At 44.9% G+C, this 13,373-nt stretch carries 18 protein-coding genes and 3 pseudogenes; 4 read left to right on the forward strand and 17 right to left on the reverse strand.

Features of this window, described 5'->3' with window-relative positions:
* Nucleotides 1-65: 65 nt before the first annotated feature.
* Nucleotides 66-254, forward strand: coding sequence for a hypothetical protein (locus HWQ38_RS22290; protein ID WP_292797890.1), 189 nt, complete (start codon nucleotides 66-68; stop codon nucleotides 252-254).
* Nucleotides 255-758: 504 nt separating this feature from the next.
* Here the strand turns inward: HWQ38_RS22290 and HWQ38_RS22295 are convergent.
* Both HWQ38_RS22295 and HWQ38_RS22300 read right to left on the reverse strand, forming a co-directional pair.
* Complete coding sequence (locus tag HWQ38_RS22295) at nucleotides 759-1,922, reverse strand: LLM class flavin-dependent oxidoreductase (RefSeq protein ID WP_292797893.1); 1,164 nt, start codon at nucleotides 1,920-1,922, stop codon at nucleotides 759-761.
* A 315-nt stretch (nucleotides 1,923-2,237) separates the two neighbouring features.
* Nucleotides 2,238-3,122: a pirin family protein gene (locus tag HWQ38_RS22300; RefSeq protein ID WP_292797895.1), complete on the reverse strand. Its 885-nt coding sequence runs from the start codon at nucleotides 3,120-3,122 to the stop codon at nucleotides 2,238-2,240.
* Nucleotides 3,123-3,183: 61 nt separating this feature from the next.
* On the opposite strand from HWQ38_RS22300, the gene HWQ38_RS22305 reads away from it, so the two are divergent.
* On the forward strand, nucleotides 3,184-3,327 hold the full coding sequence (locus HWQ38_RS22305) for a hypothetical protein (protein WP_292797897.1): 144 nt from the start codon (nucleotides 3,184-3,186) through the stop codon (nucleotides 3,325-3,327).
* Nucleotides 3,328-3,561: 234 nt separating this feature from the next.
* On the opposite strand, the gene HWQ38_RS22310 is transcribed toward HWQ38_RS22305, so the two are convergent.
* The 6 genes and pseudogenes from HWQ38_RS22310 to HWQ38_RS22335 all read right to left on the reverse strand — a co-directional run bounded on the left by HWQ38_RS22310 (nucleotide 3,562) and on the right by HWQ38_RS22335 (nucleotide 6,428).
* On the reverse strand, nucleotides 3,562-3,705 hold the full coding sequence (locus HWQ38_RS22310) for a hypothetical protein (protein WP_292797900.1): 144 nt from the start codon (nucleotides 3,703-3,705) through the stop codon (nucleotides 3,562-3,564).
* Nucleotides 3,706-3,725: 20 nt separating this feature from the next.
* Nucleotides 3,726-3,866: pseudogene (locus tag HWQ38_RS22315) on the reverse strand (transposase); the annotation flags it as partial.
* A 93-nt stretch (nucleotides 3,867-3,959) separates the two neighbouring features.
* Nucleotides 3,960-4,277 (reverse strand): cupin domain-containing protein, encoded by a 318-nt coding sequence (locus tag HWQ38_RS22320; protein ID WP_292797902.1) that lies wholly within the window; start codon nucleotides 4,275-4,277, stop codon nucleotides 3,960-3,962.
* Nucleotides 4,278-4,308: 31 nt separating this feature from the next.
* Complete coding sequence (locus tag HWQ38_RS22325; protein ID WP_292797905.1) at nucleotides 4,309-5,100, reverse strand: cyclopropane-fatty-acyl-phospholipid synthase family protein; 792 nt, start codon at nucleotides 5,098-5,100, stop codon at nucleotides 4,309-4,311.
* Between the two features lie 230 nt (nucleotides 5,101-5,330).
* Nucleotides 5,331-5,813 (reverse strand): hypothetical protein, encoded by a 483-nt coding sequence (locus HWQ38_RS22330; protein ID WP_292797907.1) that lies wholly within the window; start codon nucleotides 5,811-5,813, stop codon nucleotides 5,331-5,333.
* Nucleotides 5,814-6,125: 312 nt separating this feature from the next.
* On the reverse strand, nucleotides 6,126-6,428 hold the full coding sequence (locus HWQ38_RS22335; protein WP_292797910.1) for a globin domain-containing protein: 303 nt from the start codon (nucleotides 6,426-6,428) through the stop codon (nucleotides 6,126-6,128).
* Between the two features lie 146 nt (nucleotides 6,429-6,574).
* On the opposite strand from HWQ38_RS22335, the gene HWQ38_RS22340 reads away from it, so the two are divergent.
* Nucleotides 6,575-7,273, forward strand: coding sequence for a Crp/Fnr family transcriptional regulator (locus tag HWQ38_RS22340; RefSeq protein ID WP_292797913.1), 699 nt, complete (start codon nucleotides 6,575-6,577; stop codon nucleotides 7,271-7,273).
* Nucleotides 7,274-7,280: 7 nt separating this feature from the next.
* Nucleotides 7,281-7,421: pseudogene (locus HWQ38_RS22345) on the forward strand (IS4 family transposase); the annotation flags it as partial.
* A 28-nt stretch (nucleotides 7,422-7,449) separates the two neighbouring features.
* Here HWQ38_RS22345 and nrtS read toward each other — a convergent pair.
* The 9 genes and pseudogenes from nrtS to HWQ38_RS22385 all read right to left on the reverse strand — a co-directional run bounded on the left by nrtS (nucleotide 7,450) and on the right by HWQ38_RS22385 (nucleotide 13,355).
* The gene (gene nrtS / locus HWQ38_RS22350; RefSeq protein WP_292797916.1) at nucleotides 7,450-7,629 is read right to left on the reverse strand and encodes a nitrate/nitrite transporter NrtS; all 180 of its coding nucleotides are present in this window, start codon (nucleotides 7,627-7,629) and stop codon (nucleotides 7,450-7,452) included.
* A gap of 191 nt (nucleotides 7,630-7,820) precedes the next feature.
* On the reverse strand, nucleotides 7,821-9,404 hold the full coding sequence (locus tag HWQ38_RS22355; RefSeq protein WP_292797919.1) for a GMC family oxidoreductase N-terminal domain-containing protein: 1,584 nt from the start codon (nucleotides 9,402-9,404) through the stop codon (nucleotides 7,821-7,823).
* A gap of 80 nt (nucleotides 9,405-9,484) precedes the next feature.
* Nucleotides 9,485-9,685: pseudogene (locus HWQ38_RS40555) on the reverse strand (hypothetical protein); the annotation flags it as partial.
* A 134-nt stretch (nucleotides 9,686-9,819) separates the two neighbouring features.
* Nucleotides 9,820-10,098 carry a hypothetical protein gene (locus tag HWQ38_RS22360; RefSeq protein WP_292797921.1) on the reverse strand — a complete coding sequence of 93 codons (279 nt, stop codon included), beginning with the start codon at nucleotides 10,096-10,098 and terminating at the stop codon, nucleotides 9,820-9,822.
* Nucleotides 10,099-10,285: 187 nt separating this feature from the next.
* Nucleotides 10,286-11,041 carry an alternative oxidase gene (locus tag HWQ38_RS22365; protein ID WP_292797924.1) on the reverse strand — a complete coding sequence of 252 codons (756 nt, stop codon included), beginning with the start codon at nucleotides 11,039-11,041 and terminating at the stop codon, nucleotides 10,286-10,288.
* A gap of 52 nt (nucleotides 11,042-11,093) precedes the next feature.
* Nucleotides 11,094-11,375, reverse strand: coding sequence for a hexameric tyrosine-coordinated heme protein (locus tag HWQ38_RS22370; RefSeq protein WP_292797926.1), 282 nt, complete (start codon nucleotides 11,373-11,375; stop codon nucleotides 11,094-11,096).
* Between the two features lie 129 nt (nucleotides 11,376-11,504).
* Entirely contained in the window at nucleotides 11,505-12,032 is a 528-nt protein-coding gene (locus tag HWQ38_RS22375; protein ID WP_292797929.1) for a universal stress protein, read from the reverse strand.
* A 176-nt stretch (nucleotides 12,033-12,208) separates the two neighbouring features.
* Nucleotides 12,209-12,856, reverse strand: a complete 648-nt coding sequence (locus HWQ38_RS22380) for a nitroreductase (RefSeq protein ID WP_292797931.1) — start codon at nucleotides 12,854-12,856, stop codon at nucleotides 12,209-12,211.
* A gap of 91 nt (nucleotides 12,857-12,947) precedes the next feature.
* Nucleotides 12,948-13,355, reverse strand: a complete 408-nt coding sequence (locus HWQ38_RS22385) for a hypothetical protein (protein ID WP_292797934.1) — start codon at nucleotides 13,353-13,355, stop codon at nucleotides 12,948-12,950.
* Between the last annotated feature and the right edge of the window lie 18 nt (nucleotides 13,356-13,373).

The following is a 13,373-nucleotide window of genomic DNA, read 5'->3' on the forward strand; positions in this document are numbered from 1 at the left end:
CGCAGAACCGATCCCATACGTTGGCGCTTTCGCGACGTTGTAAGGTTGTTGTCATTGTTTTATAAATGCGATTATTTGTGAATGAATTAGGTAGGTTTGGCTACCTGTTACACATCTTAAATAATTTATTGCGTTTTGTAAAGTACTTTCAGAAAAAATTTTCTCTTGGGATTTACGCACCCGCAACAGAAAATCTCCAATCCTCTGAAAAAGGGGACTTTGCCCACAACAGCGATGTCTACGATGGTTACTGAGCTTGCCGTTCGCGCAGCGTCTCGTAGAGAAGTACGGGCTAGGACTATGCACTTTATTCTTCTTTAATAGGACTTAAGCACACTCTGCGGATTCTTCTCTACCAGAGGCTGCGCGTAGCTTGCTTCCACTGTAGGGGTACGCGGACTAGCTAGCGCTGCGCTAAGGTAATTAAGTTTTGTAACGGGGATTTAGCGTCAAGTCGAGTCAGTGCGTTGGGCGGGTTTGCCGACTTGTTTGCCCGGCTTCTCCCAAGGTGAGATAACTGGCATCGGAGCGCCACTTTGTAAAGAATAAGATACAATTTAGTGCAGCGGCAATTTCTGCTTGCGAGCGTTTAGGGCGGTAATGCGGTGCTAAAAATTAGGGGTATAAATGACCTGTTTAATAGTGCTGCATCTACGCCCAACCTAGGCATCGCAGCGAAATACCTGTTTTTATTGAGAATCTAGCTATGGGTTTCTGAGAATTAAACCCCGATCTCACTTTTTCGCGTTGCTCCCACCCTACCGCAGTACTGCCGTGGTCAAGGGAGTCACAGGCTCGGATACAGGTGTACGTCCCTGAACCATTGATAATTTGACCGTTGACAGGTGTGGCAAAACATGATTTCCAAACAGTTCACACTCTTCAATCAGAGGATAACCTGACAAGATGAACGCCCTGATTCCCATATCCATATAACGATTTATCTTCCAGAGAATTTGCTCTGGTGTACCAACCAATGCTGCCCCACAGCCAGATCGCGCCCGACCAATACCACCCCACAACAGAGGCTCTAAGTAATCTGATGTGGATTTTGCCCGGATCTCATCCTGCCGTAAAACACCCAAAGATTTGTGGTCTTGTGTACGTTCTTTAAGGTTGAAGCCAGCTGGATCAAATTTTGACATCATACTCTGTGCCCAGGCGTGGGCTTCTTCTTCCGTTGAGCGCACAATAACATGAACACGGAAACCAAAGTCAATCTGACGACCATATTTGGCTGCTCTAAAACTCATGTCCTGCATGGTTGCGTAAATGCTTTCTTCTGGTTCCGGCCACATCAGGTACACATCGCAATATTTGGCACACACCTCTTTTGAACCCTCTGAAATGCCACCAAAATATAGCAGTGGTCCGCCATTTTGCTGATAGGGCTTCACTGGGTCTGTGGTATCAAGTTTGACCTGATAGATTTCACCTTCAAAATCAATACTTTCCTTAGTCCAGGCTTGTTTGAGGATTTCAATAGTTTCGCAGCATCGTTTGTAACGCAGTTCGGGACTTTCTATTACACCAGGCAGATTGGAATTAATAATGTTGATAGTCAATCGACCTTTGAGAATATGATCCAGGGTAGCGATATGACGCGCCAGCATGGTCGGGAAAATTTCGCCTGTCCGCAAAGCCGTCAGCATATTGATGCTCTCGGTTTGCGGGCCCATAGCAGAGGCAAACGGAATCACTTCCTGCCCAACGAGGTATGAGGTCGGCAGCAGTATATTACCAAAGCCCATTCGCTCGGCGGTCAACATGATGTTTCGACAGTGTTCATAGTTGCTCCGGCGTTTTTCGTCTAGTACACCTAAATATTGTGTATCGCCCCCACAAAGGTCGTCAAACCAGGCAACTTCAGCGTTTGGTAATGGTGTTCGGATCGCAACAGATTTTAGAGGTTCGGTGAGCATTGGTTTGTGATTTTCATCTCAATGGCAAGTCCAAGTTATCGTGTTTCATAGCTGAAGGGGTATCCACTAACGTATGTGCCTGAAGGGGACACGTTGTAAACTTTTGTTGCAGAATCTGCTGAGGGGAAAGTTGTACCGCCCACAATATACGGGGCTTGTACCGAAAATCCTTTTTCTTCTCTGCTCCTGTGCCCCGGGAGCAATTTGCCAAGGGACAGAAACGACAATTCATTAGAAAGCTACTCAGGCGATCGCCTACACCACTCACTGACATATCGCAATCAAAACCTGTTAACGGGTTTAGGGGAGCGCCTATTATAAAGGATTAGCCTCTGTCACCACTTCTGGTAGTGGAGCTAACTCTGTTTCATCTGGCACATTAGGAAAGCGACCGTCACGCCAATCGGCTTTTGCCTGCTCTATTCGCTCCCGTCGGCTAGACACAAAATTCCACCATTTGTAACGTGTACCCAATGGCTCACCGCCAATCACAATACACCGAGCAGCGGCAGCAGCAGAAACCTTGATTTCATGACCTGGCTGTACTATGGCGAGATGGTGTGCTTCTAGCGGTTCATCGTTAATGCTTAATCCCTCTGTCACACTGTATACTGCTGTTTCTGAATAAATAGCAGGAATAGTGAAGTGAGCATTGACAGACAACACCCCATCTAAATAGAGGATGGGTGAAAAAACTTTCACAGGAGAGGTATAACCGTATGCTTCTCCAGCAATAAGTTTGATGGTAACGCCATTCTCTTCCCAGGTGGGAAGGGTTTGGGCAGGATAATGAGTGAACCAAGGCTCGGTTTCTTCATGTTCAATCGGCAAAGCAATCCAGGTTTGAATGCCATGAATGGTGGCTTCATTGGAACGGTCACTGTCGGGAGAGCGTTCTGAATGTACAATCCCCTTACCCGCCGTCATCCAGTTTACTGCACCCGATTGAATTTCCTGTACAGTACCTAAACTATCGCGGTGCATTATAGCACCATCAAACAAGTAAGTTAGCGTTGCCAGATTGATATGAGGATGTGGTCGTACATCAATTCCTTTGTTAGTCGGCAAAACGGACGGACCAAAATGATCGAAAAAAATAAACGGGCCGACCATTTGGCGATCAGGGTATGGCAAACTGCGGCGAACAAAAAAACCGCCTAAATCTTTGGCTAATGGTTCAATCAGTTGAAGTGTTGCCATAAGTCATAGGGGGTAACGGGTGAAGCTAAAATTATTATAAGTTTACTAAACGGAAAAGTTATTGGCGGGAGTTGAGCATCTAGTAGGTTTAATCTTAACAACACTGCGCCATACAAAGGAAATTGCTTATCCACCTTTGTATGGCGCACTCTATCGCCCACCCGGAGGTGTACGTTTGCGGGTAAAGGAGGACTTGCCATCCTGATATTTCAAAAACCTTTACAAATATTAGGGTTTGCAATTCTAAGTGCTACACCAGAAGTTAAAAGTTCTGGTGTTGATTTCTATAATGCTTTAATATGGGGTGCCCCCGCAACATTGGTAACGAGTCAGATTAGTAATTTCTAGTTGCGTTCCTTGGATTGTTTGGATCAGGGCAGATGGTCCTGGTTCTGTTTCCCGCCTTCGCTCCATCGCCACTGCTGTGTTAAACTTTTTATCAAACTCGTGTTTTGCAGCGATCGCTGCAAATCTCTGCTGTCAGATTCGGGTATAAGCTGGCTTTTGCCACACCAATGCAGTCAGCATCGTAGTCTCGTGCTTGGCGTTCTGATTCGGTTTCTGCTGGATCTATAAAACCCACATTCCGCACCCTAGTGGAAGGGTTGGAGTAGCAATCACCGCGAAAACTCCACCTATAGCCTGAGCAACTCTTCCGGGGGTCAATTTATCCATTGACTTCTGCCAGGGGAGAGGATTATCAGCAACGATATCACGAGCTAACCATAATTCCCAAGTCATTAATGCTCAGTATATAGCACTTTAAAGTACGTAAGCTTGATTAGCGATCGCTCTTTGGGGAAAAACTTTTTGGTTTACTGGTTTATAGATTCAACTTCAGGTATGCAGAAAGGCGAGATTGTCCAGGGCATGGAGTGCATGAGGTGTGTTTGCAGGTATATAAACAAATACGCCCGGTTGCAAAGTAATTTCCTGTTCTTCCAGGGTGAGTACTCCGCATCCTGCGATGATCGTCACCGAAATAGGACGCGGGGCAGTATGCTCAGGCATTTTTGTTCCGGCAGTGAGACAGAGTAACGAGAAACTGTTTTGTTCATTTTTTACTAATGCTTTGCGAGTCACTCCGGGTTTTGTATAGTCTGCCAATTCGTGTAGATTGACTGTCACCTCAGCATCATTTTTTAAGATAGACATTATATTTGCTCCTTTGTTGTTTTAAGATTGATTAAGAGTCTCGAACAGCACACAAAGCGATGTAGCCCAAGTTTTGTTGGTGTTGAGTCAAGACTCGCCGCATCTTGATGATGCGATCGCGGATCACAGGCTGAGTCAGAATATTCCAGATCATCTGAACTGTATGGGCTACCCCTTCGTCTTGTAGCACCTGAGCCGGATCGAGCAATTTCATTGCACCTGTTTTCTGCCGCATGACGGTCAGCCCCGCCTGATTGAAGGTGTCGATCCAGTTCAATTCTGGTAGTGGTGTAGCATTCACACGCATCACTTGCGTCAGGTTTTGGTGCAGTAATTCCAAATGGTCACGCGCTAGTAGTTCATGGCTGAGAAATTTGCCACCGACTTTAAGCCGATCGCGCACACCTGCGAGAATTTTAGCTTTGCCAGCAGACGTTTGCATGGTGAGAATTGCCTCTGCTAATACATAGTCAAACGATGCCGAAATAGTTTCTAGCTGAAAAATATTGCCTTGGATAAACTGAACCTGACGATCTAAGCCAGCCGATCGCGCTTTAACTTGGGCAAGCGCCACTCGGTTGGAATCTTTTTCAATACCAACAACTTGCACATTGTAGTGTTTTGCCAGAGCGATCGCGCTATTTCCTAACCCAGAAGCGAGTTCCAGAACGGTTTCACCAGGCTGGAAATTCGCCCATTCAAAGAGCTGTTCGGTGGCGGCGCGTCCACCTGGACGGAGAACCGTTTTACCCGCAGCCGCCAGGACAACATGACTTGGTGCTGTTGTCAGATTGAGAGTAGTTTGTGTGATCGTTCGGTTCATAATTCTCTTGTGCTGCTATTTGAGACAGCTTTTAATTGCTTGAGTACGCGCAACTGTAGATTTCGATGAAAGATTCCAACGGTTGTAGAAGCTTGTTGATGATTGGATCATCAGATTTAAGAATGCCGCGATCGCTGCTCCAACAACGTCGCCACAATGTGTTGGATGTGTCGGAGTAATGGGTAAGAGCAATACGGACAGTCGTGCATGATCGTTACCTCTATCATTGCTTACGGAAACACAATTTTAGGAGCATATGCATGTCCTAGATGAAGATAGGCAGCTGATCGCAACACGATTTCGGAGTAGAGAATCTTTTGAATCTCCAGGCTGGGAACTCGTTTTGCGGTGAAGTTGTAAACTGCGATTTCCCCTGCCAAACTGAAATCACTGTCCGTCAAGTAGTGGTCATAGTCGTGCATTCCCTGGAAAATAAACCCATAAATTGGATTGGGATATACAGAAGAATCATAACTATCCGCAGAAACCCAAAGATGACTTTGCTCAATATCAGCAAACATCGCTTCAGCGTTGTCATACCGCATGTAATCGGAAAACTGTAGATTCAAAGGCAGTTGATGGAACTCATCCATCAGCCAGTCACAGAGTTGGGTGATGGTTTGATCAGAAATCTTAGCTGGCTTGCCTTCCAGATAGAGTTTGGCGAGCGTTTCTACTTTATATGAGGTTGTCTTTACTTTTGTAAGAGTCATATCGCTACCCTCTTTCCCTTAATTACCTTTACTCTGACAGTTTCCATCAACAACTTCTTTGATCTAGCTCATAGTTGTAGGAGATTACAGGTTGACTCTTGCTTCAAGCAAGGAGCAGCCTAAACCGAGCGGAATGATTTTATTGGCTTTAACTCGGCTTAGGCTTCTAAACTTGTTGAGCATGAGGAGTCAGAATCTCGGATGAGTAGTCTGTACCGCTCAACATTAATTCAGTCACGACTGTATACGCCTCAATCCATGCCTGCTCAGTATTCGGTGTCTAGGCACTCCCCAAGTAAATCGAAAACGTTTTTAACAACGTACTACCCTACCTACCATCGGATAATGTTCAGGCAGCACGCCATACTTAACATGTCGAGTTCCTAGTCCTTGAAGTGCGTTAGACAAAATGTCGGTGTTGCGGAGATTTTCTACAACCAGAACAAGTGATTTGAAAAGTTGCTTGGCTTGCTTTCCCATGTGAGTATTAGCAAACAGTGGCTTGACCTCTGGATAGTCCGCAAACAAAGTTTTATAAAAGTGAGCCATAAACTCGGTTTCCTGGGCTTTAATCTGCAAAAAACTGGATTCCAACAATTCAATGTTTAAAGACATATATTCAGTTCCTCTTGTTTACTGTTTATAGTTTGCTAAATTCCTGTGAATCCCTTTATGAGCTAGCTCATAAAAGCGTTTAAACATGCGAAAAAGTTAGATTAGAGAAGAAAATGATCGGATTGCTTGATTAGGGTGGCTCAACAATGCAAGTTACGATTGAACAATTGCGGCAAATTTCACTTTTTTCTGGACTCGATCTAGATCAGCTTGTCCAGTTGCGAACTCATGCTGTAGTTAAACAGTATTTGCGGGGAGAAATTATTCTGCATGAGGGCGATCGCTTGCCTGCTAAACTCTTTGCTGTTCTGGGTGGCAGAATTGAAATCAAGAAAACTGCTGCTACAGGTAAAGAAACGATTTTGCGAATCTTACCTGCGGGAGAACTTTTTGCTGCGCCTGCGCTATTTGGCGATGGTGTGGCTCCGGCAACGGTGGTGGCTGAACAGGACTGTCAAATTCTCACGATTGAACGCACTACTCTACTAGAAATGATTCAGAACACTCCAGAATTGGCATTGCAGATTATTGCAGTCCTGACTGAGCGCCTCCAACTTCTGCATCAAGTTGTGCATGGATTGGCTTCGGAGCGGGCGATCGTGCGGTTGGCGCAATTTATACAGGCGGCTGCGATCGCTGAAGGAACAGATGTAACTGAACATGGATTACAGTTGCGATCGCGTTTGCCCTACTACCAAATTGCTCGCAGCATCGGGATTACGTATGAAGAATGTGTCCGACTGTTCAAGCAGATTCAGGCAGTTGTCACTTACCAGCGAGGCGGTAAGATTCTGGTGTTAGACCAAATGAAGTTAGATGCGATCGCCAATGGGCAAACGATGTGACGATTGTTTGTACCATTTTAGTGTCGCAAACTCCAAAGGCAAAGCGGATGACCCGATTAAGTACTTAGCTGCCCCAGAGAATCAAGACTTAGGCGTGGTTAAATATCTCCGAAAGCCAGTCTCCAGGCTGGATTTATCCCCTTTTCCTGCACCCTCTTGACAAATGTGCAATTACCTTAACCTCTCACAGATGCATGCTGTCCATGAATGCTGACTGTGTAAGGAACAAGATAGGTTACAAGTCCAGCAAGCCAACGATCGCGGTTCATTTTTCCCTCTAGAACAGCTGCCCCATGATTCACGATAAATAGGGTTGTTCCAACGACTAAAGCAACACGAATTGCGGTTGGCTTCAAGGAGGGGTCGGTTCAAGCTGCATAGAACTGATTGATCATCTTCATCCTTGTAGATTCCTAATATTCATAAGGTAGAAGAGACGGTGATTCCAAAAGGTTAATGTGCTACTCAAGCACTGCGATCTTTGATCTTTCACCGAAATTTTTGGTGGCTGTCTGGAGCCAGCCACCGCGTCTTGAGGCGCGCGCTGTTAGCTTGCAATTGCCGCCGATACTCGCTGTGAAACGCGACCTTTCGCTTTAATTAAATCGGCTGCTTTTTCGCCGATCATAATGGTGGGCGCGTTCGTATGCCCTGTGGTTAGCGTGGGCATAATGGATGCGTCAACGACACGCAACCCCTCAACCCCGCGCACTTGTAATTCGGGGTCTACAACTGCCATTGAGTCAGTTCCCATTTTGCAGGTGCCAACTGGATGATACACCGTACCGCAGGTTTCGCGGATGTAAGCTTCGAGTGCTGCATCGCTAGTCACGTCGGCACCCGGCGCGACTTCTTTGCCTCGAAACTCATCAAAGGCACTTGTATGAAACAATTTGCGGATTAATTTAACTCCCTCAATGAGCTTTTGGACATCAGATTGACTTTGCAGATAGTTCATCTGAATGATCGGTATGTCTTTAGGGTCAAGCGATTGGGCAGAACCCACGCTTTGCGAACGCAACTTAACACTGCCAATGTTTTGGGGGTGGGTCAAAGTGACTAGACCTGTAAATCCCAAACTAGAGTGAGCATAGCCAGGAGGTGCGAACAGAATGGGGCCGAAGATCAGTTCTAAATCTGGTGCAGTGTCTAGATTACCCTCGCTATGTAAAAACAATCCAGATTCAGCGATGCCATTGCTAGTAATTGCAGTATGCAAATCACCAGTTGCCTCGTATGGCACAGGAACGACAACGTGGTCTTGGAGGTTTTGACCAACCCCTGGCAGATTAGCTACGAGCTCAATCCCTAAGGCTTGTAATTGTTCTGCATCCCCAATACCCGACAGCATTAGCAGTTTGGGCGAATCGAACGCGCCCGCACTTAAAATCACTTCGGAGTTGACCCTGGCTTGGTGCAGCGTTCTCTCGTGTAGATATTCCACCCCAACAGTGCGGGTGCCCTCAAACAATAATCGAGTTACCAACGCGCCTGTTATTGTTGTTAAATTGGGACGCTGGAGAATGGGCACCAGAAATGCCGCAGCAGCACTGTGTCTTTTCCCATCTTTGACTGTCAACTGAAAAGGTCCCGCTCCTGACTGCTGCATTCCGTTAAAATCAGGATTGTGGTCATATCCCAGTGCCACCGCAGCGTCTACAAATCGCTGGGATATTGCAGTAGGGGAAATGAAATCGGTGACACTCAACTCGCCATCAACGGCGTGGTATTTAGAGGCACCGCGTTGCTGGTTTTCAGATTTCTTGAAATAGGGCAACACATCTTGGTAACTCCAACCGGGATTACCTAATTCCTGCCAGTGGTCATAATCGTGAGGATTACCTCGGATATACATTAAGAAATTAATCGAACTGCTACCCCCCAAGACTTTGCCACGGGGACAGAAAATTTTGCGGTTATTTAAGTATGGTTCTGGTTCCGAGAAATAGCCCCAGTCTACTTCAGTGCCTGGTAGATTTGTGCATTCTAACGGAATCTGAATCTCTGGTTTCGTATCTGGATTACCTGCTTCGAGTAATAATACAGTTGTATCAGGGTCTTCTGTCAAACGATTGGCAATTACACAGCCTGCCGAACCTGCACCAATCACAATGTAGTCATATTGAGTCATGAAATTCTCCTGTACCTTTGCTGTTTTTCGGTAAATAAAATTGCTAGTACGACAAAACTTTTAAAGAAAATTTTTCATTATTATTTTTGCCATCCCAAAATATTGATGAAAAATTTTCTAACTTTTAGAGCGTTAAAAGGTTGAGAGGATGTTGTATAAACTTCTCCTGTATGCGTCTTCTCCACAAAATAGGTGACTCCCCGATAAATTAATTGATAAGCTACTCGTGGTGTAGAAACTTCCGCAGCCTCGATATTCGGGTCAACACGATAGGTTTGCCCACGATAAGTTAGGTTATAAGCAGAACCTTGATGACCAACTGGTGCAAATGGTCGTGTTGCTCTTTTAGCTGCTTATATTGAGTTATATTCGTAACTAAGACCGCGATAGTAAAGTTTCATTTTTTGCTCACAATTTATTTATTTTTACAGGTAATCACATACCTATTTGGTGTTTGCTTAATTGGTGCAGGTTTCATTCTGGGTTTAACTGTGGGATAGCAAGAGACATATACCGCAGAATTATCTGTCCAAGTGAGTAGATAAGATTTGTCGCTAAGTTTAGTTAATGCTGGTGGAATATTTGATGCAGTAGCCACAGCTTTGAAGTTAACTTGAGAAAATGCCGCGATTCCCACAGCAGAAGCGCCGATAAGTAAACTAATACTTGTTATCCAGGTTGTTGATAGTTTCATCCAAATTTCTCCTTGCAAATTAAGCGTTTTGAGTTTCATTCAGTTTTCTGTTCATTTGCTGCTCCTGTTGGTGAATTATTTCCTTACATTTGAGCAGAAAAGGCTTTTTACCATAGTTGTTACCCAGCTAGATACGCCTGTTCAAGCAAATCCAGGCGATTAAGTAGTTGGACAAAATTAAATTCAGTCATGGAGACGGGGAACAGAGATCGTCTGGTTTATCTGTGATGGGCGTTTGCGTAGCGTCTTGGAGAAAAGCTTCGCCTTCGGCGATCGCAGCGATCGCTTCAAAAACTGTATGGGGACTTTTGAAGGTTAGCCGCGCTTCTGGTTTCTGGAGTGCCACCATCGTTTTCACATGTTCAGATTCATCATCACGGATGTTCACGAACACGTCGTATAGATTATCTACTTTGGGACGGCGAAATTCATGGACTGGTGCAGTCTGAACTTCATCAAACATATAGAGATCGCCATCACGATAGAAGTTGATTGCGACTTGGGGCGCTCTTTGAGCTTTCAGTTGGGCTTCATAGGTTTTCAAGTATTCGTCATAGGTATGGTAGGCATGACCTTCAATCAGTTCCATCAGGTAGTAGGCGTAAGAGGGAAACAGCATATAAATCAGCACGACCACCCAGTAGTAAGCTACAGCGACATGTTGAGCAATGAAGCGATCAATCCAGTGGCGACCACCCCCCAGTGATTCCATGATCAACAGATGATGTAATTCGTTCCAGGTTTCAGCAAAGTGAAGTTTTAACAAGTCAGCTTTGCGCCAGTAACCCAACGTCTCGTAAAGATGCAGCACCGAGAGATAAGAAAAGTAAGGAACGCGAGCGATCGTTTCCAGGACATAAAACCGAGGGTAAGAACGATTTCCGTAGACGAAATCGACAATAAATACAAAAAAACTGACGATCGCTTGAATCAAAACCTTCATGGTGAATTCCTCTAGAATCAGAACAAATCCCTGATTTGACGATTTCGAGATATTACTTGCGCCAGTAGTTATTAGCAGCTGCGATCGTGGCAAACTCTGTTGCAACCGTCTGTCCAACTGCAATCAGCATCATGGCATCATTGCCATAAACATCTCGCAGTTGGTTGCGTTTTTCTTCATCCGGCTGAGTCAATTTAATAATTAACCGTGCCATTTTGACTGCCAGTTGTCGTCCTTCTTCTGGTGTCTCAGTCAATAGTGAGTTATTAGGAACCAATGTTACTTCGGGTGGTCTTACAGCAGGTGAATTGGTCGGGGCTATTACATTATCCATGTCAAAATTTCCTGAATTAATGTTTACTTGAGAACAATTTCGATTCCACGGCAACGACTAAGGCAAAAGCTTGAAATTTATGAATCTAACTTTTGTATTACTACCAACAAAGATATTTACAGCCCATTCTTAATGAACTACTTGAGCTTTCTTGACTACGGGTACTTCAGATTTAAGAGGAACTGGAGCATAAACAACATGCACGGAACAAGGAGCATGGTGAAACACATAATTACTCACGCTGCCTAAAATCAGCTCATTCAAACCAGAATGTCCTCGACGACCGATCACAATTAAGTCAGCGCCCCAAGTTCGAGCAAGTTCACAGATATTCCGGCTGGGATTGCCAGAATTTTGGGTGAATTCAGTACTTACCCCTGCATTGGTTGCTGACTCTGTATACGATCGCAATAATTTGAAACCCTCTTCTTCGTAAGTTTGCCACTGCTTCCAATAATTTTCTAGAAGTTCTCTATGTAATGGATGATATTCGAGAGTAACCAGTGTAGGTATTTGGGGGCTATTCTTTTCTTCACTAGATAGGATATGCAACAGCATCAGGCTTCCTTTAGTTGCCTTTGCTAGAGTAAGCGCTTCATCAAAAACAGCATTACCATTTGCGGAACGGTCAATTGCAGCGAGAATCTTGCTAAACATAAAATCTCCTGAATCAAACAAATCAAAGAATTTTTAAACCATATTGAGCAATCTTCATCTTTAATTTCTTGTAAATAAAAAACTTCAACAAAGATCGTTCATTAATGGCATTAGGAACGCAGATACTCTTTTGCACTTGTGTTTAGCGTCTAGTAGAAAAAAAATCCAGCCTTTTGTCAATCGTCGAGAAACGAGATATTTTTCTCAAGGGACTCACGGCTTATATGCAGATGATTAGCGGGAAAATCAGGATCGGAATAGCCAACGGCTAAACCACAAATGATCAATAATTCCGGTGGAATGTTCAACTCGTTGCGGATGATTTCGGGATAATCCGCTAGCGAAACCTCTACGCAAGTGCCAATGCCGCGAGCGGTTAGGCACAACACCAGCGTTTGTAAATACATTCCCACACTTAAAGCATCGGCAACCCCCAAATCTTGGTGCATACAGACAATAGCAACCATTGGTGCGCCAAAAAATTCGTAATTACGCAGAACGGACAACTGTCTGTTCGCTTGATCGTCACGAGTAATCCCCATCGCCCCGTAGACTTGCGTTCCCAGTTCCTGGCGGTAATGCTGGAAGGCAGAAGGCAGAGGAGAGATGTTGGGCTGCTGCTTGGCTTGGTTTAGCAAAGCCTCTTGCAGGCGATCGCGGCGTCCGCCTTGGGCAAACACCAACCGCCACGGCTGGATGTTTGAATTCGATGGTGCTAGCTGCGCTAGAGCGAGGGCTTGATCGAGCAAAGCCCGTGGCACTGGTTGGGATAAGAATTTCCGTGTTGAGTGGCGGTCTTTAATAGTTTGGTCAAGATCAAACATTTTTTATCAACCTCTATGAGAAATAAATGCGATCGCTTCCAGCGGGCGCTCCGCGCCATCGCTCAACCGGGGTTAAAATGATCGAGACAATTCATATAACCTTTTCTGGTTCCTGAGTGGTTTTCAATGCCCAGATGCCAATCCAACAGCCGAATCCATCCACAATTAATGTCAGAATGGCTGTGATTTGGAATAGCAGACCCCAACCTGCGAAGGAAACTTGAGAAACATGATCCGAACTAATTACGATCAAATGATTGTAGATTCCAAAAAGGACTGATGCTGCCATTGAAAAGAGCAAGAGCCAGCTACCAATGCGGTAAAACTGTGTCCAAAGTAAAACGACTGCAATGATGGGAATCGCATAAATCACAATACCCACAAATAAACTCTGAAGTATTGAGAGGGGAACTGGGATTTCCACATGCGCTAAACCATGTAGTCCGTGTACGATCGCATGGATAGCCACGATCGCTGTTCCATATTGAGCAATCTTCATCTTTCTTCTCCCCTAAAT

Source organism: Nostoc sp. NMS7 (assembly GCF_017115085.1).
Taxonomy (GTDB): domain Bacteria; phylum Cyanobacteriota; class Cyanobacteriia; order Cyanobacteriales; family Nostocaceae; genus Nostoc.